This is a genomic window from Tissierella sp. QWL-11 (assembly GCF_058683765.1).
This window is the reverse complement of the sequence record NZ_CM178750.1, coordinates 1,671,163-1,693,923: the sequence shown is the minus strand read 5'-3', so window position 1 is coordinate 1,693,923 and position 22,761 is coordinate 1,671,163. Positions and strand designations below refer to the sequence as shown.

Genomic DNA, 22,761 nt, shown 5'->3' with positions numbered 1-22,761 from the left:
GTCGGTGAGTTTATTTGAGAGATTTTTATGAAATATTGGGTTTGGAAAAAAATGCTACAGAAGACGATATAAAAAGAGCCTATAGAAGGCTTGCAAAAAAATATCATCCAGATTTAAATCCTGATAATAAAGAAGCAGAACAAAAATTTAAAGAGGCCACAAGTGCATATGAAATACTTAGCAATCCTGAGAAGCGTTCCAGATATGATAGATATGGTCATGCAGGTGTAGATCCTCAAGCAGGTGGAGGAGACTTTGGAGGCTTTGGAGATATCTTTGAAGATATATTTGATATATTTGGAGGAGGTTTTTCACAGGGAGGCAGAAGAAAATCTGGTCCTGTTAGGGGAGCTGATTTACGCTACGATTTAAATTTAGAATTTAAAGAAGCAGTATTTGGAGAAGAAAAAGAGATTCAGATAAGAAAAATGGAGACCTGTGCTAGTTGTAATGGAAGTGGGGCTAAATCTGGCACAGAAAAAACTACTTGTAATAAATGTAATGGTACAGGTGAAGTTAGATATGCTCAGCAAACACCCTTTGGCCAATTTGTAAGAGTTGGTACCTGTGATGAATGTGATGGAACTGGAGAAATTATAAAGGAAAAATGTCCTACATGTGAAGGTGCTGGAAGAGTAAATAAATCTAAAAAGATAAAGATAAATGTACCACCAGGAGTTGATACAGGTTCTAGGATTTTAGTAAGAGGAGAAGGGGAAGATGGAGAAAAGGGTGGTCCAGCTGGAGATCTCTATGTATTTATAAATGTTAAAAAGGATCCAGTATATACTAGAAAAGGAAATGATCTTTATATAGATATACCTATAAGTATCACTGAAGCAACTCTAGGTGCGGAGATAGAAGTGCCTACTTTAGAAAGTGTGGAAAAAAGGAGTATACCACCTGGAACTCAAAGCGAAACTAGATTTAGAATTAAAAATAAGGGAGTACCAAATTTAAGAGGTGCAGGTAGAGGAGATCTTATATTTACAGTAAAGGTAAATATCCCATCTAAAGTTACAGATAAGCAAAAAGAATTACTTATTGAATTTGCCAAAGAATCAGGCCAAAAATATAAAGCTCACAAAAAAGGTTTTTTTGAAAAGGTAAAAGATGCCTTCAATTAAACTAGTATTTCAAAAGTATTTAGGATATAATTATAAGAAAAGAGTCTATCAACGGGTTAATTGAAGTAGAAATTTCCTATTCGTTATAAATAAATACTAAGGATGTGAATATATGGAATGGGTTGAAATCGTAGTAGAATCTTGTCCTGAAAGAGAGGACCATGTTCAAAATGTCCTATATAGCGTAGGTGCTACAGGCTTAGCTATTGAAGATCCAAATGATATAATAGAACTGTCTAAAAGTGAATCAGATTGGGACTTTATAGACTTAGAGCTATTAGAATTAGATAAGGATGTACTGACTATAAAGGCATATTTTCAACAGACAAAGGGTGTAGAGGAAAAAATAGCATATATAAGAAAAAACATACCTAATTGTATAGTAAATGTTAATCAGATAGATCCAACAGAATGGGAAGAATCATATAAAAAATATTATAAACCTTTTAAAATAGGTAAAGATATAATTATAAAGCCTTCTTGGGAAGAATATAAAAAAGAAGAAGGAAATTTAATAATACATTTGGACCCAGGTATGGCATTTGGTACAGGAACCCATGAAACTACAAGGATGTGTACAGAGGCCTTAGAAGAACATTTAAAAGAGGGAGACCTTGTGTATGATATTGGCTGTGGAAGTGGAATATTAAGTATAGTATCAGCTAAGCTAGGTGCATCCAAAGTTATAGGAGTAGATTTAGATTCAAACAGTGTAAGAGTTGCCACGGAAAATGTAAAGATAAATAATGTGGAAGATAGAGTAGAAATATTTGAAGGCAATTTATTTAATCAATTAAATGGAGAGGCAGATGTAATAGTTGCAAATATAATTGCAGAAGTAATAGTTGTAATGTCTAAAGATTTATCTGGATTTTTAAAAGATGATGGTGTATTTATTGGTTCTGGAATAATATCAGACAAAGTTTCCTTAGTGGAAGAAGCATTAAAGGATAATAATTTTAAAATAGATAAAGTAGATATACAAGGAGATTGGGCTTGTATAGTTGCAAGGAAGAATTAAGGTGAATATATGCATAAGTTTTTCGTAGAAAAACCACAGATAAAAGATGGAAAAGTTTTTATAACTGGAAATGATTTAAGACATATAGATAGGGTTTTAAGGCTTAAAAGTGGGGATGAAATAATTGTATCTTCTGAAGGCAAAAGCTATTTATGCGCCATAGAAGCAATAAAAGATGATTATGCAGTATGTGAGATGATTTCTAATTCTTTAAAATCTTCAGAGCCTCCTATAGATATAGTTTTATATCAAGGGTTTCCAAAGGGTAGTAAGATGGATCTTATAGTTCAAAAGGGAACGGAAATAGGTATAAAAGATTTTTATGGTGTACTTACCCATAGGTCCATAGTAAAGTTTAAAGATGATAAAAAGAAACTATCTAAAATAGATAGATTGAATGCTATAATAAAAGAAGCGGCTAAACAAAGTAAAAGAGACTATATACCAAAGGTAGAGAATATATTTGGATTTCAAGATATGATAAATAAACTTAAGGGCGAAGCTAATATTATAGTACCCTATGAAGATGAATCAAATAATAATTTTAAAGATACTCTAAAGACTATAAATGGAGAAAAGATAAATCTAGTAATAGGTCCAGAGGGTGGATTTGAAATGGAAGAGATAGAAAAATTAAAGGAAATAGGGGCTAAAATTGTAAGTTTAGGGCCTAGGATTTTGAGGACAGAGACTGCGGGAGTAGTGACAGCTAGTATTATACTATATGAATTGGGAGATTTAGGAGTGAGCATATGAAAAGAGTAGGTTTTCATACTCTAGGTTGCAAAGTAAACCAATATGAAACAGAAGCTATGGAAAAACTGTTTGAAGAAAGTGGATATATAGTAGTTGAAGATAATGATGTGGCAGATGTATATGTTATAAATACATGCACTGTGACCAATTTGTCTGATAGAAAGTCTAGACAATTTATAAGAAGGTCAAAAAAAATAAATCCAGATTCTATAATAGCTGTGGTAGGTTGCTATTCTCAAGTGTCTCCTGAGGAAGTATCCAAAATTGATGAAGTAGATGTAATCATAGGAACCACTGAGAGAAATAAAATAGTAGAATTATGTGAGCAGGCTAAAATAGAAAAAAAGAAAATAAATATAGTTAGAGATATAAGAGAATACTATGAGTTTGAAGATATAAGTATAGAAGATATAAAATCTAAAACTCGTGCATACATAAAGATTCAAGATGGGTGTAATCAGTATTGCTCCTATTGTATAATTCCATATGCTAGAGGTCCCATTAGAAGTAGGGTCATGGAAGATGTCATAAATGAAGCTAAGAGACTTTCAGATTTAGGATTTAAAGAAATAGTTTTAACAGGGATCCATGTTGCAAGTTATGGAAAAGACTTAATTGATGTGGATTTAGGAATTTTAATAGAAGAGATATCTAAGATAGAAGGAATAGAGAGGATTAGACTTAGCTCGGTAGAACAAAATTTAATAACTAGAGAATTTTTAGAAAAAATAGTTAGGACGAAAAAGGTATGTGATCATTTTCATCTTTCCTTGCAAAGTGGATCAAATACAGTCCTTAGAAGAATGAATAGGAAATATACTAGGGAAGAATATATGGAAAAAGTAAATCTCATAAGAGAATATATGCCAAACGCAGGAATTACTACAGATATTATAGTTGGATTTCCTGGGGAGACAGACAAAGAATTTGAAGAAACTTTAGACTTTGTAAAGAATATTCATTTTTCTAAGATACATGTATTTAAGTATTCAAAAAGAGAAGGAACTCCTGCAGCTAAACGCAAAGATCAAGTAAATGGAAATGTAAAAAACGAACGAAGCAAAGTTTTAATCCAATTAGCAGAGAATTTAACTAAATCTTTTAATTCTAAATTTACAGGTGATGTACTAAAAGTTTTATATGAAGAAAACAGAGAAGAAGATATTTATGAAGGATATACTACAAATTATATAAGAGTAAAGACAAGGTCAAAAGAGGATTTGATAAATCAGGATATAGCTACCAATATTTTTGATATTGAAGATATATATTTAATAGGAGAGATTGGGAGGTGAAGGCATGAATGATTGCATCTTTTGTAAAATTATAAAAGGGGAGATTCCATCAGATTTTATTTATGAAGATGATAAAATTGTAGTTTTTAAAGATATAGATCCACAAGCAGATGTACATCTGCTATTAGTACCAAAGATTCATATAGAGTCAGCTGACAATATAGATGAGGAAAACCAACATCTGGTAGGTCATATATTTAGAGTTGCAAGTCAAATTGCTAAGGACTTTGGACTTGAAAAAGGCTATAGGATAGTAAATAATTGTAAAGAAGATGGTGGGCAAACAGTAAACCATATTCATTTTCATTTATTAGGTGGAAGACAAATGTTATGGCCACCAGGTTAAAATTTAAGTTGAAATTATATTTGTTTTAATGTATAATATGTGAGTGTGCAAGCCTTTACCAAGAATAGTATGGGTAACATTCTATAGGTAGAGAGGGGAGGGATAAATCTATGTCAGAAATCAAAGTAGGAGATAATGAATCTCTAGACAATGCTTTAAGAAGATTTAAGAAACAATGTGCTCGTTCTGGTGTTATAGGAGAAGTTAGAAAGAGAGAACACTACGAAAAGCCGAGCGTTAAAAGAAAGAAAAAGTCTGAAGCAGCTAGGAAAAAGAAAGCTAGATATAAATAAGAAGGTGAAAAAAGATGTCCCTTGAAAGTAGATTAATGGAAGATTTAAAAATATCCATGAAAAACAAAGATACCATTAGAAAAAATACTATTACTATGGTTAGAGCAGCTATCAAACAAAAAGAAGTAGATGAAAGAAAAAAGGTATCTGAAGAGGAAATAATTGAAATTATCTCTAAGCAATTAAAAGAAAAGAAAAATGTCATTGGCGAATTTAAAAGAGGTGGTAGAGAAGATTTAGTAGAGCTAACAGAAAAAGAAATAGATATACTACTTCCATATTTACCTAAGCAACTTACTGAAGAAGAAGTTGAAATTATCGTCAAAGATACAATCGAAGAAATAAATGCTACATCTATGAAGGACATTGGACTAGTAATGAAAACTGTAATGCCTAAAGTTAAGGGCAAGACAGATGGAAATATAGTTAGTAAAATAGTAAAACAATTATTAAATTAACCTGAGAAATTTCTCAGGTTTTTTTTATCCGAAATTAGGGTATAATTATATCTCCATATACTGTATAATAATAGTTGTAGGGGGTGATTTTTTGAACAAAAAGATTATTTTTACAATTAGTTTAATTTTTATTTTAATATTTAGTAGTTTTAGCTTTGCACAAGATAATGGAAAAGTATATGTGATACCTATCAAAGGAGAGATAAACAAAGCTACCACAAATTATCTGAAGGATGTTATAGAAGATATAGAAGATGAAAATGTAGAAGGTATAATATTTGAAATTGACACTTATGGTGGTTTAATTGATCAGGCAATTAAAATTAAAGACTTGATAATTTCTTTAAATATACCTACTATATCATATGTTAATAATAAGGCTGAATCAGCAGGAGTGTTAATAACTATAGCTTCAGAAAATGTAGCAGTGGCACCAGGAGCTACTATAGGCTCAGCAGAAACCATACCAAATACAGAAAAGATACTAAGTATGTGGAAAGCAGTTCTAAGAGATACAGCTCAATATAGAAATAGAGATAGTGAGATAATTCAAGCTATGGCAGATAAGGATATGGAGATAGAAGGCTTAACTAAGAAGGGGAGTTTAGTAAATTTAACCTCCAAGGAGGCTAAAGAATATGCCATAGCAGATAAGATTGCAAATGATTATAGTGATATTATAAAAGGCACAAACTTAGAGGGATTAGAAATAGTAGAGGTAAGAGAAGGACTTCAAATAAAGCTTGCAAAGTATATTTCTAGCCCGTATTTAAGTAGTTTTTTACTCACAATAGCTTTTGTAGGATTGGTACTTGAGATTATGACACCTGGATTTGGAATAGGTGGTACTATAAGTATAATAGGATTTGGACTTTATTTTGGAGGGAATATCTTAGCTGGAAATTCAAATTGGACTTCTTTAGCTCTATTTGTTACTGGACTTATTCTTTTAGTAGTAGAGGGTATAGTCCCAGGATTTGGACTTCCAGGTATAAGTGGAATACTATTTGTACTCATAGGAACAATACTTGCAATGGATTCTTTAAAACTTGCAATATTATCCTTAAGTACTGCCATAATAATAACAACAGCAGTATCTATAATTCTCATAAAGCGAGGATTTAGAAGTAAGTTATTTAGCTCGGTTGTGTTAGATGCTAAACATGACGGAGATAAGGGATATTTTAGCTCTAATTCTATGGATATGTATTTATTAAAAGAGGGAACTACCATCTCAGAGATGAGACCAAGTGGGTATATAGATATAGATGGAGATAGGCTTGACGCTCTAGCTTTACATGGATATATTTCTAAAAATGTCCCTATAAAAGTAGTAAAAGTAGAAGGTTCAAAAATATTTGTTAGGAGGATATGATTATGTTTGAAAGTGCATCAGTATTTTTTACATTAGGAATTGCATTAATTATAATTATTTTAGTTATGCTATTCTTTACATTTATACCAGTAGGACTTTGGGTTACAGCCTTTTTCTCAGGAGTTAAAGTAAAAATATCTACTTTAATAGGTATGAGGCTTAGAAGGGTTGCTCCAAATAGAATAGTAAGCCCTATGATTAAGGCAACAAAGGCAGGACTAAACTTGCATATAGATGAATTAGAAGCCCATTATTTAGCAGGTGGAAATGTAAACACTGTAGTAGACGCTTTAATAGCTGCACAAAGGGCAAATATACCCCTAGAGTTTGAGAGGGCAGCAGCAATAGACTTAGCAGGTAGAAATGTGCTAGAAGCTGTACAGGTAAGTGTAAATCCTAAAGTAATAGAGACTCCTCAGATTGCAGCAGTTTCTAGAGATGGTATAGAAGTAGTAGCTAAGGCGAGAGTAACAGTAAGAGCCAATATAGAGAGATTAGTTGGGGGAGCTGGTGAGGAGACTATAATAGCTCGTGTAGGTGAAGGTATAGTAACCACTGTAGGTAGTTCTGATAGCCATAAGAATGTACTTGAGAATCCTGATAGTATATCCAAAACTGTATTGAGCAAGGGGCTTGATTCTGGTACTGCTTTTGAAATTCTATCTATAGATATAGCCGATGTAGATGTTGGTAGAAATATAGGTGCTAGACTTCAAATGGATCAAGCAGAGGCAGATAAGCGTATCGCAGAAGCAAAAGCTGAAGAAAGAAGAGCCATGGCTGTAGCAAAAGAGCAGGAGATGAAAGCCGAGGTTCAATCAATGAGAGCCAAAGTAGTAGAAGCGGAATCACAAGTACCACTAGCTTTAGCTACAGCTTTAAAAGATGGAAAATTAGGAGTTATGGATTACTATAATATGAAAAACCTTTTAGCTGATACTGATATGAGATCATCCATATCAAAACTTAGTAATGAAGGTAACAAAGATAAATAGTTATGAATTTAAACAGGATGTGATTTAATGGAACTTTTAATCATCTTTGTTGTAATATCTGTATTAGAGAAGATTTTTAAAACTAAAAAGGATCAAAAAAATATTCAGGAAGCAAGAAGAAAAAGAATGGAAACTCTCTCTCCTTCTCAAACTCAAACTCAAAGTCAAAAACCTAAGAGTTTTGGTGATAAGATAAAAGAAGAAATAGAAAAGGGTTATGTAAACTTAGAAAAAAATATGAAACCTACTGAATCTAAAAATGTAGAAGAAAAGCCTATAATGGAAAAGACAAATAGTTTAAATAAGAAGGATAGATATCTAACAGATTATGATGAACCCTATGAAATTTACAATGGAAAGGGAACATTAGAAGGGAAAGAATATAAATCTGGAAGATATGTTACAGAGTATGATAAACCATATGAGACTTATGATAGAAAAAATAATACTCTAGAGGGAAAAACATATAAAAAAAGAGATGAGAATTTTTATAATAGGAGAGAAAAAGACATACCTATTATGGATAAAAAAAGCGGTATGAGTATGCAAGAACAAATCTTAACAGGTATCATATACTCTGAAATCCTTTCAAAACCAAAGAGCAAACAATAAGAAAAAGAAGCATATTCTATATGCTTCTTTTTCTTATTGTAATAGTAAATTGTGGTTTTGCATACTATTAATAGGGGGGAATATCATGAGTAAAAATATACAAAATTTCAAGCTGAATCTATCAGATGCACTTGAATTGCCATTAGATATAGCGTTTGACATACCAAAAATTACAATTGTAGGTGATTTAAAAGTAGATATACAAAATCATAAGGGAATTATAGAGTACACCTCTAATATAATAAGGATAAATTCCAAGATTGGAATAATAAAAATAATAGGAGAAGCTTTGGAAATAAAAAACATACTATCAGAGGAGATAAATATAAATGGAAAAGTAAAGAATGTAGAAATAATTAATTAGGGGTGGCAAGATGCTAGCCATAAAGCTATGGAAATATATAAAAGGATATGTTATTATTAAAATTGAAGGTTTGACTCTAGAAAGAGTACTTAATCTTGCATTGGTAAATAATATTTACTTATGGGATGTAAAAAGACTTAGTAATCTAGAAGTACAAGTCTCTTTAAGTCTAGAGGGGTTAAAGGATTTAGAAAAATTAGTTAAAAAATTAGGATGTAAAGTAGAGATAAAAGATAATATAGGAGTTCCTTTTTTATTTTATAGGATTAAAAAAAGAAAAATGTTAGGTTTAGGCCTATTAATCTCTATAATACTCATTAGTTTATTTTCTTCCATGCTTTGGGAAATAGAAATTAATGGATCAGAACAGATACCAAAAGAAGAAATAATAAAAGAATTAAAGAAAAATGATATAGAACTTGGTAAGTTTAAAAAACATATAGATTCAGAAAAAGTACGAGATATAATTTTAAAAGAATTTAATTATATATCCTTTTTAGATGTGAGGATAAATGGTATAAAGCTTGTTATAAATCTTAAGGAAGAGCCTATTCCAATAGAAAAGGTGGATAAGAGTTATCCAGCAAACTTAGTTGCAAAGAAAAAGGGTGTTATTACAAAAATCATAGTAAAAGAGGGAAAGGCCTTAGTTAAAAAAGGCGAGATAGTAGAGGAAGGTCAGGTACTTATCTCTGGAGCTATAGATAATGAAATAATTCAAGATAGCTATTTAGTCCATGCTCAAGGAGAAGTCTTAGCTCAAACTAGATATACTACTACAGTAGATCTTCCCATAGTTAAGACTATAAAAGAAGAGACTGGCAGAGTTTATAGGCAAAGAGGGGTCAAGGTAAAAGATAAGGGAATAAAGTTCTTAAGTGGAGAGGTTCCCTATGATGAATTTGTTGAAGAAATTGAAGAGAAAAAACTGATAAAATTAAAATGGCCTAAGATAGATATTCCTTTGAGTTTAGTTAAATATAAATATAGGGAAGTAAAGATAAAAGAAGTTAGAAGAGAGATAGATTTTTTAAAAAAGGCAGCACAATTAGAAGGAATAGAGAAGATAAATGAATCATTATCTGAACATAGTGATATAATATCAAAAAATACTATTTATACCATAAATGACAATACTCTATCAGCGAAAATAGTCATAGAGACTTTGGAGGATATAACAAAAGTAGAAATAATATCAGACTAGGAGGCATACATTTGTCAAATAACTTAAGTCACAAGGAGATAAATATAGAAAATCAACATCTAGTTTCTCAAATTTTTGGGAAATTAGATGAACATATAGATATAATTAAGGAAAGACTAGATGTAGATATAACTATTAGAGATGGGAAAATCAAAATATATGGTGAAGATAAAGCTGTAGATTTAGGAGAAAATTTAATATATAATTTAATAGATATAGTGAAAATTCAAAATAAATTAGATGCTCAAGATTTAAGATATGCAATAGACTTAGTATTAAAGGGAGAAGGCGAAAAGATAAAGGAGCTATTAAATCAGGTGATTTGCATAACTTCAAATGGTAAAAGCATAAAGCCCAAGACTCTAGGACAAAAAAGATATGTAGATTCTATAAATAAAAATGATATAGTATTTGGAATAGGTCCTGCAGGAACAGGTAAAACTTATCTAGCTATGGCTATGGCTCTACAGGCATTTAAAAACAAAGAGGTAAATAGGATAATCTTAACTAGACCAGCAGTTGAAGCAGGAGAGAGTTTAGGGTTTTTGCCAGGGGACTTACAAGAAAAAGTTGACCCATATTTAAGACCTATTTACGATGCCTTGTTTGAAATAATAGGGGTTGACAATTATACAAGATACATGGAAAAAGGACTAATAGAAATAGCGCCTCTTGCATATATGAGAGGTAGAACTCTTGATTATGCCTATGTAATATTAGATGAAGGGCAAAATACTACTAATGAACAGATGAAGATGTTTTTAACAAGACTTGGATTTGGTTCAAAGGCAATTATAACGGGAGATATAACTCAAGTAGACTTGCCTCGTGGCAAACAATCAGGGCTTAAAACTGCCTCTGATATCCTTAAAGACGTTAAGGGAATAGATATAATAAATCTTTCCAAATTAGATATAGTGAGACATCCTTTAGTACAAAGGATAATAGAAGCTTATGAAAAACTAGAAGATAAATCTTAATTATACTATGGATGAAAAGAGGACATTAAATGGAAGTATATATAGACAATAGACAAGATAAAATTGAAATCAACAATGAAACATATGATTTAATAAAAATGGTAATAAAAGAATGTCTTTTAAAAGAGAAAAAGGCTTTAAACTATGAAATAAGTGTGTCTTTAGTGGACAATATGGAGATAAGAAACTTGAATAGAGATTTTAGAGGAGTAGATAAAGCGACAGATGTGCTTTCTTTTCCAGCAGAGGATGATTTTTTAGTACCTGTCCCCATATTAGGGGACATAATAATATCCTTAGAAAAGGCCCTAGAACAGTCTAAGGAGTATGGTCATGATTTAAATAGGGAAATAGGGTATTTGACTGCCCATAGTATGTTCCATCTCATGGGCTATGATCATATGGAAGAAGATGAGAAAAAAATCATGAGACAAAAGGAAAAAGAAGTTATGAAGAGTTTAAATCTATTTAAAGATTAAAGGAGCAAATTATGAAGCGGAGTATAATAAGTAGCTTTAATAATGCTGTAAATGGAATTATTTTAACTATTAAATCAGAGCGGAATATGGTGATACATTATATAATAGCCATAAGCGTAATGGGTTTAAGTTTATTTTTTGATTTTTCAAGGACTGAATTTCTAATTCTTTTATTTGCTACTAGTTTAGTTATAGTAATGGAAATGATAAATACTGCTATAGAAAAGACAATAGATATGATAACCAAGGAGTACCATCCATTTGCAAGACTTGTAAAGGATATAGCTGCAGGAGCTGTACTTGTAAGTGCAATAAATGCTATGGTTGTTGGTTATCTTTTGTTTTTTGATAGACTAAATTTATTTGGTGATGTAATCATTTTCAAAATACAAAATTCTCCTATACATATGACTTTTGTAGCTCTTATATTAGTAGTTTTAATAACTATAGGGCTTAAGGCTAAGTACTATAGAGGTAGAGGCACACATTTCCAAGGTGGAGTGGTAAGTGGTCATTCTGCTGTAGCGTTTTGCATTGCAACTATTGTGGCATTTTTAGCTGAGCATATGATTATAACTACCCTTACATTTAGTTTAGCTCTTTTAGTTGGAGAAAGTAGAATAGAGGGTAAAATCCACTCTAAACTGGAAGTTGTTTTAGGTGCTATATTAGGTACTTTAGTTGGTATTTTAATATTCAAAGTCATAAGATAAGGAGAAGGTGAATGAAGCTTTATAAAATAACAATTTTTATATTATTATTTGTATTATTAACTGGGTGTAAAAAAGATGAAGATATAAAAAATGAAGAATTAGAAGTACCAGAAGTAGAAGTAGAAAAATATGTATCTAATGAAGAGGAAAAAGAACCAGAGAATAAAGGAATTCCCTCTCCTTTAAGTGGTATATATGCTGAGGAAGAAAAGATAGATAGAAGAATAGTAGGAGTTATGTTTGACAATCATCCAAGGGCTAGGTGGCAAGCAGGTCTAAAGGATGCGGAGATAATCTATGAATTTGAAGTAGAGGCTCCCTATACTAGATATTTAGGATTCTATTTAATAAATGATCCTAAAAATTTAGGTCCTATAAGAAGTGCTAGACCATATTTTGTGACCAAAGCACTTGAATTTGACTCTTTATATGTTAGAGCTGGGGGAAGTGAAGCTGCAAAGGATGATATAAGAAATTTAGGGATTGCTGATATAGATAGTGTTTCTAGTTCTTCTAAAGTGTTTTGGAGAAAGACACATAAAAGAATGCCTAATAATCTCTATACAAGCTTGGAAGCCATAAGAAATGCTGCAAAAGAAAGAGGCTACAGAGAAAAGGGAAAAGATTTTAAATTCTTGTTTTTTGAAGAAGATAAGGATATAAGAGGAGAAATAGCTTCTAGTATAGAGATTAAATATAATAAAAATAATACTACTAGCTACGTTTATAATGAAGATGAAAAGTTATACTTTAGATTTAAAGATGGAGACGAGCATATAGATGAAGAAGATAGTAGTAAATTGACAGCTAAAAATATAATAATACAAGAAGCACAAACTAGGATTATAGACAATATAGGTAGATTATCTATAGATCTTTTAGGCAGTGGAGAAGGAAGATACTTTACAAATGGTGCTGGAATTAATATTAAATGGGTAAAAGACAGTAGAAAAGGAAAAACTATATATTATGATGAAAATGGACAAGAGTTATTTTTGAATCCTGGAGTTACTTGGATTCAAATAATTAGACCTACTACAGAAGTAATCATAAATTAATAGGAGGATAAAATGGAGAATAAAGAACTTATAAAAAAAGCTATGGAAGCTCAAGGAAACTCATATTCACCTTATTCAAAGTTTAAGGTAGGAGCAGCAGTACTTACAGAAGATGGCAAGACATATACAGGATGCAATATTGAAATAGCATCCTATTCACCGACTCTTTGTGCTGAGAGAACAGCTATTTTTAAAGCTGTTTCAGAGGGAAGTCACAAGATAAAAAAGATAGCAGTAGTTGGAGATGCTGAATCTACTTTTCCATGTGGAGTCTGTAGACAGGTAATTAGAGAATTTGGGGGAAATGCAGAAATTATAATTGCAAATTCTCAAGATGATTATAAAATATATACAACAGATCAACTACTTCCTCATAGTTTTGGACCTGAGGATTTAGATATAAATAAAAAAGAGGATGAAAAACATGTATAAATCAGGATTTGTAAGCATAATTGGTAGGCCAAATGTAGGAAAATCTACTTTACTAAATAAGATAATAGGAGAAAAGATTTCTATAATATCAGATAAACCTCAAACTACTAGAAATCAGATATTACTAGTTCATAGTGAAGAAAATTTTCAAGCAGTATTTTTAGACACACCTGGTATTCAGATGCCTAAAAATAAATTGGGAGAGTATATGTTAAATATTTCCAAAAAATCATTAGAGGAAGTCGATATTATAACCTTTATGATAGATCATAGTATGGAAATTGGTAAAATGGATAATTATATTATTGAACAATTGAGGGATGTATCAACCCCAATTATACTTTTAATAAATAAAACTGATCAATTAAATAAAGAAGAAATTGGTGAATTAATAGTTAAATATGATAAAATGGATTTATTCAAAGAAATAATTCCTATATCTGCTTTAGAAGATGACAATATAGATAGATATATTCAAACATTAAGAAAGATGTTTCCAGAAGGACCTCAGTATTTCCCAGAAGATACTATAACTGATCAGCCTGAGAGATTTGTAATAGCAGAGATGATCAGAGAAAAAGCACTTATAAATTTAGAGGAAGAAGTTCCGCATGGAATATATGTATCAGTAGATGGAGTGAAGGCTAGAGAAGATAAAGATCTTATAGATGTATTTGCAAATATATATGTTGAGAAAGAGTCTCATAAAGGAATAGTTATTGGTAAAAAAGGAAAGATGTTAAAGCTTATAGGTATGCAGTCAAGGGATGATATAGAAAAGTTATTAGGCAGCAAGGTAAATTTACAGCTATGGGTTAAAGTAGAGAAGAATTGGAGAGACAAAGAAAATAAAGTTAAATACTTTGGATATAAATAGGATGGGATTAGATGCTAAGAACTGAGGGTGTCGTATTAAGTGAAATTAGGTATAAAGACACCAGCAAAATATTAAATATATTTACAAAAAAAGTTGGGAAAATAAGTGTTATGGCAAAGGGAGCATATAAACCTAAGTCACAATTGATGGCAAATACCCAGAGTTTTTCGTATAATCACTATATATTTCACAAGGGAAGAAGTTTCTATTATATAAATCAGGGAGATATAATAAATAGTTTTTATAATATTAGAAATAGTATGGATCGAATTTTATTAGGTTTTTTTATACTAGAATTAATAGAAAAAGCTGTCCCTGATGAAGAACCCAATGAAAAACTATTTTTACTATTAGTAAAGGCCTTAGATATATTATCAGAATTGGAAAGAGGATTTTTAAAGTTCATAATAGCTTTTGAATTAAAGTATATATCATTTTTAGGATATAGACCATATTTAGAAAACTGTGTTAACTGTGGAGAAAAAAAGATTTTAAATGATATTAAGTTTAGTAATATTCAAGGTGGAATAATATGCCACAATTGTTTTTCTAGTGATTTAACATCTAAGGCTATAGATATAAGTTTAAGAAATGAAATCAATAAACTACTATATGCTCCCTTAGATAAATTAGATGAGATATCTATAAATGGGGAGAACTTACTTAAAATTCAAGATATATTAGAAGACTATATATTGTATAGTATAGATAGGAAAAAATTTAAATGTTTAAAGCAGTTTAGATTGATGAATATAGACACACTATATTGACAAAGAATTATTTATTTGTTAAATTATAAAACATGTCAACCTATGGCATAGTTTTGTATTTTTTACTATTAAGAGGAGGGTTTTTATGTATTTTCAAGATTTAATGTTGAAATTACTCAATTACTGGGGAGAAAAGGGTTGCATAATAATGGAACCTTATGATATTGAAAAAGGAGCAGGGACTATGAGTCCGCATACATTCTTAAGGTCTTTAGGGCCAGAACCTTGGAAGGTGGTATATGTAGAGCCATCTAGAAGACCTGCAGATGCTAGATATGGAGAAAATCCAAATAGAGTATATCAACACCATCAATTGCAAGTAATACTAAAACCATCAGCAGAAGATGTGCAAGATTTATATTTAGATAGCTTAAGGGCCATAGGTATAGACCCTCTAAAACACGATATAAGATTTGTAGAAGATAACTGGGAAGCCCCTACACTTGGAGCATGGGGACTTGGTTGGGAAGTTTGGCTAGATGGTATGGAAATTACTCAATTTACTTATTTTCAACAAGTAGGAAGTATCAATTGTCAATTAGAGTCTGCTGAGATAACTTATGGATTAGAGAGAATTGCAATGTATCTTCAAGATGTTGACAATATATTTGATATACAATGGAACAAGGACTTTACTTATAGAGATATTTTTAATCAAGCAGAATATGAGCACTCTGTATACAGCTTTGAAAAAGCTGATATAGATACTTTAAAAGACTTATTCAACACTTATGAAAAAGAGGCAAATAAAGCTCTAGATGAAAATCTGGTATTTCCAAGTTATGACTATGTATTAAAATGTTCTCATACTTTTAATGTTTTAGATGCTAGAGGAGCTATATCTGTATCTCAGAGGACAAACTATATTAGTAGAGTTAGAAATTTAGCTAGAATTGTAGCTTCTAAATATGTAGAACAAAGAGAAGAAATGGGATTTCCTCTACTTAAAAAGGAGAGTGTAGAACATGAGTAATAAATATTTACTTGAAATAGGCGTAGAAGAACTGCCAGCCCAATATATAGATGATGCATTAAACCAATTAAAGAATAAATTTAAAGAAATATTTAAAACTGAAAGTATAGATTATAAAGAAATAAAAACTTATGCGACTCCTAGAAGACTTACAGTTATAATAAGTGGTTTAGAAGAGTATCAAAAAGATGTAGAAATAGAAGTAAAGGGGCCTTCTAAAAAAATTGCATATGATGCAGAAGGCAATCCAACTAATGCTCTTTTAGGATTTATGAGAGGTCAAGGATTAGAAGAAAGTGATATTACCATAGAAGAAATAAAAGGTGAAGAGTATATATATGGTAAGAAGAAAAAGAAGGGTAAAAAGATAGAAGAAATTTTATCTGATAATATGGCTAAAATGATTAAATCTATTAGTTTTCCTAAGTCTATGAAATGGGGAGGAAAGGATATTAGATTTGCAAGACCTATTAGATGGATTGTATCTATGTTTGAGAGTAGAGTCTTAGAATTTGAACTAGAAGGTATAAAAGTATCTAATGAAACTAAGGGTCATAGATTTTTAGGAAAATCAAATATTAAAATAGACCATGTAGATAATTATATGGATTTACTTTTAGAAAACTGTGTTATAGTGGATCAGAATGAAAGAAAAGAAATTATCGAGATGAAGGCAGAGAGATTAGTAAGGGAAAAAGGTGGAAAATTAGTAGAAGATAAAGAACTTCTAGATGAGGTAACTAATTTAGTAGAGTACCCTACTCCTATTATAGGTAGGATAAAAGATGAATATTTAAAATTACCAAAGGATGTAATAATAACTCCTATGAAGGAACATTTAAGATATTTCCCTGTAGTAGATAGCAAGAATAGATTACTTCCATACTTTATTACTGTAAGAAATGGAAATGAAGATCATTTAGATACTGTAGTAAAGGGAAATGAAAAAGTTTTAGGAGCTAGGCTAGAAGATGCTAAGTTTTTCTTTGAAGAAGATATAAGCAGACCTTTAGACGATTATGTAGATTCTTTAAAAAATATAGTTTTCCAAGAAAAATTAGGTACTCTATATGAAAAGACTATTAGAATTCAAAAACTATCTGATAAAATAGCCAAGTATCTAGAAGTTGGAGAAGAGACGGAAAAAAATCTTGAAAGGGCAAGTTATCTTTCAAAATCAGATTTACTTACTAAAATGGTAACAGAATTTACGGAACTACAAGGAAAAATGGGTATGGAATATGCTAAAATAGCAGGAGAAAATGAAATAGTAAGCTTAGCTATATATGAGCAATATCTCCCAAGATTTGCAAAGGATGAATTACCTTCTACCACTGCAGGATCCATTTTGAGCATTGCAGACAAACTTGACTCCATAGCTGGACTATTTGCCATAGGAATTCATCCTACAGGCTCTCAAGACCCATTTGCACTTAGGAGAAGTGCCTTAGGAATAATAAATATCATCCTAGAAAAAAGATTACATTTATCTATGATGGAATTAATAGACTTTGCTTTATATATATATGTGGAAGAAAATGGTTTAGCTTTTGATTATAATAAGGTTAAAGAAGAAATTTGGAATTTCTTTGTAGGAAGAATAAAAAATATGTTTTCAGATATGGAAATCAGATATGACATAATTGAATCAGTTATAAACACTGATATAGATGATATATGCGATATGGAAGTAAGAGCAAACAAAATAAACACTTGGCTTCAAAATGAAGATATATCTCAAGTTTTAACAGCTTTTAATAGGGTATCCACATTAGCTAAAAAATCAGAGTCAAGTGAAGTATCAAGAGACCTATTAACTGAATATGGTTTAGAATTATATAATAAATATAATGATATTGAAGAAAAGGTTGAAGGCTCAATTGAAGATAAAGAATATGGAGTAGCACTAGATTTATTGTCTAGTCTAAAGGATCCAATAGACAATTTCTTTGAAAATGTAATGGTAATGGTAGAGGATGAAGAATTAAAACAAAATAGATTAGCATTAATTAAAAAAATCTATGATAAGATGATATTAGTTTGTGATCTATCAAAAATTGTAAATCAATAGAAAGAGTGCATATAGGCGGTGAGTAATATAGAATTTAGCGAAAGGCAAGAACAGATAATAGAAATTGTTAAAAGAAATCAACCTATAACTAGTGAAAATATAGCCAATAAATTAAATCTAACTAGATCTACTTTGAGGCCAGACTTATCAATTCTTACCATGTCGGGAATACTTGAAGCAAGACCTAGAGTAGGGTACTTTTTCACAGGTCGAACAGGACTAAATCTAGTATGTGAAAAGATAAATAAAATTTTAGTAGAAGAAATCCAATCTGTTCCAATGGTTCTAGATGAAAATACATCTATATATGATGGGATAGTCTTTATGTTTTTAGAGGATATAGGTTCTATATATATTACTGACAATGGATTTTTATCTGGAGTGGTATCAAGAAAAGATATAATAAAAACTGCCATAGGAAATATTAATTTATATAAGACACCCATAGGATTGATAATGACAAGAATGCCCAATATCATACATGTAAATCCAAAGGAAACTGTGGTGAATGCAGCTAGAAAACTTATAGACCATGAAGTTGATAGTTTGCCAGTTGTAGAAAAATATGAAGATGAAATTATTAAATATAAAGTAATAGGACGAATAACTAAAACTAGTGTTACCAATTTATTTGTAGAATTAGGTACCGAAGATTAAGGGGTGATTGTATGGAGAAACATATTACATTATATGCTGTATCTGACTCTATAGGTGAGACTGGAGAGTTAATTGCAAGGGCAGCTATAAGACAATTTAAGCCTGATAAGTACGAGATTAGAAGATATCCATATATTGAAAAAGAAGAACAGATCCAGGAGATTTTTGCTGAAGCTAAATTGACAAAATCTGTAATTGTTTATACAACAGTTTCAGAAAAAAATAGAAACTTATTTGAAAAAATGGGAAAAGAATTTAATATTCCCACTGTAGATGTTATGTCACCACCTATGGATGCTTTAGAAAGTGTTCTAGGGTATGCTCCAAAGAGGGAGTCAGGAATAATAAGAAGGCTCGATAAAAATTACTTTAAAAAAGTGGAAGCTGTAGAATTTGCTGTAAAATATGATGATGGCAAGGATCCTAGAGGTATAAAAAAAGCAGATATATGTTTAGTTGGAATATCTAGAACTTCAAAGACACCTTTGAGTATGTATTTAGCTCATAAAAACTTTAAAGTTGCTAATGTGCCTTTGATACCAGAAGTGCCAGCCCCTCATGAAATATTTGCTAAAGATAGTAGAAGGGTTATAGGTTTGATCGCAAACCCTACAAAACTAAATGAAATAAGACAAGAAAGACTTAAGGCTTTAGGACTTGATAATACTGCAAATTATGCAAATGTAGATAGAATAAGACAAGAGCTTGAATACTCTAAAGAAATTATGTCAAAACTAAACTGTATACAAATAGATGTTTCTAATAAAGCGATAGAAGAAACTGCTAATATAGTATTAGACCATATGACTAAGGCTTTTGGAGATGAAATATTAAAATAGAGGTGTTTTGACACCTCTATTTTAATTTAAATAAAAATAAAATATTTTTCAAATAAAAAAGGATTTTAGGTTTATATGTGGTATATATACTAAATAGGAAATATTTATCTAGAAATGAGGTAAATCTAAAATGAATATTCGAGTTCAAACTGAAGACTATGAAAAGTATAAATTATCCAAATTTGCCAAATTGAGTTCAGATTCTAAAGGAAGAAAAGTAAAAGAAGAAAAATGTATGATAAGAACAGAATTTCAAAAGGATAGGGATAGGATTCTCCATTCAAAGGCATTTAGAAGATTAAAACATAAAACTCAAGTTTTTTTAGCTCCTGAGGGAGATCATTTTAGAACTAGGCTTACCCATACTTTAGAAGTATCTCAAATAGGTAGGACATTGGCCAGGGCCTTAAATCTAAATGAAGATTTAGTAGAAGCTATAGCTCTAGGACATGATTTAGGACATACACCTTTTGGCCATACTGGTGAAAGAGTACTGAATTCTCTAAACCCTAGAGGTTTTAATCACAAAGAACAAAGTATTAGAATAGTAGACTTTTTAGAACAAGATGAAAATAGGATAGGTTTAAACTTGACATATGAAGTACTAGAAGGTATAATGAAGCATTCTGGAGATAAACTAAGTGAAACATTAGAAGGACAAGTAGTACATTTTTCAGACAGAATTGCCTATATCAATCATGATATAGATGATGCAATCAGAGCAAAGGTAATATCTAAAAGTGATTTACCAAAAGAAGTTGTAAAGACACTTGGAGATACACATGGAATTAGAATAAATACTATGATAGTAGATATAATAGAAAATAGCTATAATAAAAATAGAATAAGAATGAGCGAGAAAATAGCGAAAAATACAATGGAACTTAGAGAGTTTATGTTTGATAAGGTATATTTAAATTCCAATGCAAAATCTGAAGAGGACAAGGCAGAGTATGTATTAAGAGAATTATATAAATATTATCTAGAGAATTATGAAAAATTACCTAAAGAGTATTTAAAGTCTTATAGTAATATATATAGTTCCAAGGAAGATAAAATATGCGATTATATAGCAGGAATGACTGATAGATATGCAATAAACATATTTACTAAACTTTTTTTACCAGAACCATGGAAAAAATTTTAAATATAAAAAAGGGAATTGTAAATTCATGTCGAATATTATATACTGAATAGATGTAAACCATTTAATAGCGGTGAAATATAGGTGATAATATGAGTTATTATATTGATGATGAAGTAATTGAAAAAATTAAAGATAGCTCTAATATAGTAGATGTAGTATCTGACTATATAAGATTAAAAAAAACTGGGTCGAATTATGTAGGCCTATGTCCTTTTCACAATGAAAAAACGCCTTCATTTACAGTTTCAGATTCAAAACAATTTTTTCACTGTTTTGGATGTGGAGAAAGTGGAGATAGCATTAGTTTTATTATGAAAAAGGAAAATTTAGATTTTCAAGAAGCTGTAAAATTTATGGCTGACAAATTAGGAATAGAGATAGAGGATCAGAAATCACAAAATAATAAATATATGGAAGAAAAGAATAAAGCTTATGAAGTAAATAAAGAGGCTGCAAGGTTTTTTTATAATAATTTGATAAATAATCCTAAAGTTTTAGAGTATTTGTATAATAGACAAGTTAAAAAAAGAGATATAATACGCTTTGGATTAGGATTTGCTTTAGATAGTTGGAATAGTTTAGAGCGATTTTTGACAAAAAAAGGATATACACATGAAGAATTGGAGAAAGTAGGACTGATAGCAAGGAAAAATGGGAATAATGGATTCTATGATAGGTTTAGAAATAGAATAATATTTCCTATAATAGATACTAAAGGGCGAGTTATAGGTTTTGGAGGTAGAGTATTAGATGATAGTAAGCCTAAGTATTTAAACTCTAAGGAAACCATAGTATTTAACAAAGGATACAATCTCTATGGTTTAAACCTAGTAAAAAAGCTTTCAGATAGAAGTAGGATATTATTAGTAGAAGGATATATGGATGTAATATCTATATTTTCTAAAGGAATAAATTATACAGTAGCTAGTTTAGGTACCGCTTTAACTAAAGAGCAATCTAAACTGCTTAAAAGGTATGGAGAAGAGGTATACATAGCTTTTGATTCAGATACAGCAGGAACAAAGGCAACTTTAAAGGCAATTGATATTCTTTTGGAAGAAGAGATAAAGCCTAAAATTATACAATTTCCAAATGATATGGATCCAGATGAATATATAAATAAGGCTGGATTGATAAAATTTGAAAGATTATTTACACAGGCAATGGATTATATAGACTATAAAATTTTCATAAAAAAGAAAGATTATAACTTAAATGATACACAAGATAAAATAAATTTCACCTTAGAAATCGCCAATCTAATTAAATCTTTAAAGAGCTCTATAGAGCAAGATGTATATATTAAAAAAGTATCTAATGATACAGGAATCTCTATAGAGGCCATCAAAGAAGAAATAAATTCTAATAAATATAATAATAAAAAATGGGTAAAAACATATTCAAATAAAGAAAATAAAAAACAAACTATTGACCCTATAGATACAAAGGTAGTCCATGGTTATATAAAGGCAGAATTAGACTTAATAAAATTTATGGTCTACCACAAGGACTATTATGAGCAAATAAGTAATAAGATAAAAGTAAGTGAGTTTTACTCTGAAGATACTAAGACTTTATATAATATAATTAATAATTTATATAGTAAGTATGAAAATATAGAAATTGAAGATATAAGAAAGGAGATAAGACTCTTAGAAGATGGAAACAAAAACATAGAAAATAATATAAATGACTTTGAATTTTATTATGAACCAACAAAAATTGATGATATACTAAATGATTTAATAAACACAGTAATTTCTTCTAATTTAGAGAGAAAGAGAAAAAGAATAATTCAAGATATAGAAAAAATAGATAAAAAGGTTGACAAGACTGGGGAAGATAATATATATTTTAAGAATCTATGTTTGGAATTAACAAAATTAAACAATGAAATAAAGCTCATAGGAAATGAGTAG

Annotated in this window: 25 protein-coding genes; all 25 read left to right on the top strand. The window is 30.3% G+C overall.

The window, feature by feature from the left end; translation table 11 throughout:
• Positions 1–14: 14 nt before the first annotated feature.
• The 25 genes from dnaJ (at position 15) to dnaG (ending at position 22,761) form a co-directional block, all read left to right on the top strand.
• Positions 15–1,127: a molecular chaperone DnaJ gene (gene dnaJ / locus AC4PG3_RS08265; RefSeq protein WP_492196190.1), complete on the top strand. Its 1,113-nt coding sequence runs from the start codon at positions 15–17 to the stop codon at positions 1,125–1,127.
• 112 nt (positions 1,128–1,239) lie between these two features.
• The gene (gene prmA / locus AC4PG3_RS08260; protein WP_492196189.1) at positions 1,240–2,148 is read left to right on the top strand and encodes a 50S ribosomal protein L11 methyltransferase; all 909 of its coding nucleotides are present in this window, start codon (positions 1,240–1,242) and stop codon (positions 2,146–2,148) included.
• Between the two features lie 9 nt (positions 2,149–2,157).
• Positions 2,158–2,904, top strand: coding sequence for an RsmE family RNA methyltransferase (locus tag AC4PG3_RS08255; RefSeq protein WP_492196188.1), 747 nt, complete (start codon positions 2,158–2,160; stop codon positions 2,902–2,904).
• On the top strand, positions 2,901–4,199 hold the full coding sequence (gene mtaB / locus AC4PG3_RS08250) for a tRNA (N(6)-L-threonylcarbamoyladenosine(37)-C(2))-methylthiotransferase MtaB (protein ID WP_492196187.1): 1,299 nt from the start codon (positions 2,901–2,903) through the stop codon (positions 4,197–4,199). The genes AC4PG3_RS08255 and mtaB overlap by 4 nt, the downstream gene beginning before the upstream one ends.
• Before the next feature lie 4 nt (positions 4,200–4,203).
• Positions 4,204–4,545 carry a histidine triad nucleotide-binding protein gene (locus tag AC4PG3_RS08245; protein WP_492196186.1) on the top strand — a complete coding sequence of 114 codons (342 nt, stop codon included), beginning with the start codon at positions 4,204–4,206 and terminating at the stop codon, positions 4,543–4,545.
• A gap of 110 nt (positions 4,546–4,655) precedes the next feature.
• Positions 4,656–4,838 carry a 30S ribosomal protein S21 gene (gene rpsU, locus AC4PG3_RS08240; protein ID WP_492196185.1) on the top strand — a complete coding sequence of 61 codons (183 nt, stop codon included), beginning with the start codon at positions 4,656–4,658 and terminating at the stop codon, positions 4,836–4,838.
• 14 nt (positions 4,839–4,852) lie between these two features.
• Entirely contained in the window at positions 4,853–5,296 is a 444-nt protein-coding gene (locus AC4PG3_RS08235) for a GatB/YqeY domain-containing protein (RefSeq protein WP_492196184.1), read from the top strand.
• 91 nt (positions 5,297–5,387) lie between these two features.
• Positions 5,388–6,671, top strand: coding sequence for an NfeD family protein (locus tag AC4PG3_RS08230; protein ID WP_492196183.1), 1,284 nt, complete (start codon positions 5,388–5,390; stop codon positions 6,669–6,671).
• A 2-nt stretch (positions 6,672–6,673) separates the two neighbouring features.
• Positions 6,674–7,666, top strand: coding sequence for a flotillin-like protein FloA (floA, locus tag AC4PG3_RS08225; RefSeq protein WP_492196182.1), 993 nt, complete (start codon positions 6,674–6,676; stop codon positions 7,664–7,666).
• A 27-nt stretch (positions 7,667–7,693) separates the two neighbouring features.
• On the top strand, positions 7,694–8,278 hold the full coding sequence (locus tag AC4PG3_RS08220) for a hypothetical protein (RefSeq protein WP_492196181.1): 585 nt from the start codon (positions 7,694–7,696) through the stop codon (positions 8,276–8,278).
• An 85-nt stretch (positions 8,279–8,363) separates the two neighbouring features.
• Positions 8,364–8,642, top strand: a complete 279-nt coding sequence (gene yqfC, locus AC4PG3_RS08215) for a sporulation protein YqfC (RefSeq protein WP_492196180.1) — start codon at positions 8,364–8,366, stop codon at positions 8,640–8,642.
• 10 nt (positions 8,643–8,652) lie between these two features.
• Positions 8,653–9,846: a sporulation protein YqfD gene (gene yqfD, locus AC4PG3_RS08210; protein WP_492196179.1), complete on the top strand. Its 1,194-nt coding sequence runs from the start codon at positions 8,653–8,655 to the stop codon at positions 9,844–9,846.
• 11 nt (positions 9,847–9,857) lie between these two features.
• Complete coding sequence (locus AC4PG3_RS08205; protein ID WP_492196178.1) at positions 9,858–10,826, top strand: PhoH family protein; 969 nt, start codon at positions 9,858–9,860, stop codon at positions 10,824–10,826.
• A gap of 29 nt (positions 10,827–10,855) precedes the next feature.
• Positions 10,856–11,305, top strand: coding sequence for an rRNA maturation RNase YbeY (gene ybeY, locus AC4PG3_RS08200; RefSeq protein ID WP_492196177.1), 450 nt, complete (start codon positions 10,856–10,858; stop codon positions 11,303–11,305).
• 11 nt (positions 11,306–11,316) lie between these two features.
• Positions 11,317–12,018, top strand: coding sequence for a diacylglycerol kinase (locus tag AC4PG3_RS08195; protein WP_492196176.1), 702 nt, complete (start codon positions 11,317–11,319; stop codon positions 12,016–12,018).
• Between the two features lie 11 nt (positions 12,019–12,029).
• The gene (locus AC4PG3_RS08190) at positions 12,030–13,076 is read left to right on the top strand and encodes a DUF3048 domain-containing protein (protein WP_492196175.1); all 1,047 of its coding nucleotides are present in this window, start codon (positions 12,030–12,032) and stop codon (positions 13,074–13,076) included.
• Positions 13,077–13,088: 12 nt separating this feature from the next.
• Positions 13,089–13,508, top strand: a complete 420-nt coding sequence (locus AC4PG3_RS08185) for a cytidine deaminase (protein ID WP_492196174.1) — start codon at positions 13,089–13,091, stop codon at positions 13,506–13,508.
• Complete coding sequence (gene era, locus AC4PG3_RS08180; RefSeq protein ID WP_492196173.1) at positions 13,501–14,385, top strand: GTPase Era; 885 nt, start codon at positions 13,501–13,503, stop codon at positions 14,383–14,385. The genes AC4PG3_RS08185 and era overlap by 8 nt, the downstream gene beginning before the upstream one ends.
• An 11-nt stretch (positions 14,386–14,396) precedes the next feature.
• A complete protein-coding gene (gene recO, locus AC4PG3_RS08175; protein WP_492196172.1) occupies positions 14,397–15,155 on the top strand; it encodes a DNA repair protein RecO in 759 nt (252 codons plus the stop codon).
• Between the two features lie 85 nt (positions 15,156–15,240).
• Complete coding sequence (glyQ, locus tag AC4PG3_RS08170) at positions 15,241–16,128, top strand: glycine--tRNA ligase subunit alpha (protein ID WP_492196171.1); 888 nt, start codon at positions 15,241–15,243, stop codon at positions 16,126–16,128.
• Positions 16,121–18,199: a glycine--tRNA ligase subunit beta gene (glyS, locus tag AC4PG3_RS08165; protein WP_492196170.1), complete on the top strand. Its 2,079-nt coding sequence runs from the start codon at positions 16,121–16,123 to the stop codon at positions 18,197–18,199. The genes glyQ and glyS overlap by 8 nt, the downstream gene beginning before the upstream one ends.
• A gap of 18 nt (positions 18,200–18,217) precedes the next feature.
• Positions 18,218–18,856 (top strand): transcriptional regulator CcpN, encoded by a 639-nt coding sequence (gene ccpN / locus AC4PG3_RS08160; protein ID WP_492196169.1) that lies wholly within the window; start codon positions 18,218–18,220, stop codon positions 18,854–18,856.
• An 11-nt stretch (positions 18,857–18,867) separates the two neighbouring features.
• Entirely contained in the window at positions 18,868–19,695 is an 828-nt protein-coding gene (locus tag AC4PG3_RS08155) for a pyruvate, water dikinase regulatory protein (RefSeq protein WP_492196168.1), read from the top strand.
• 130 nt (positions 19,696–19,825) lie between these two features.
• The gene (locus tag AC4PG3_RS08150) at positions 19,826–20,842 is read left to right on the top strand and encodes a deoxyguanosinetriphosphate triphosphohydrolase (protein WP_492196167.1); all 1,017 of its coding nucleotides are present in this window, start codon (positions 19,826–19,828) and stop codon (positions 20,840–20,842) included.
• A gap of 89 nt (positions 20,843–20,931) precedes the next feature.
• Positions 20,932–22,761: a DNA primase gene (dnaG, locus tag AC4PG3_RS08145; RefSeq protein WP_492196166.1), complete on the top strand. Its 1,830-nt coding sequence runs from the start codon at positions 20,932–20,934 to the stop codon at positions 22,759–22,761.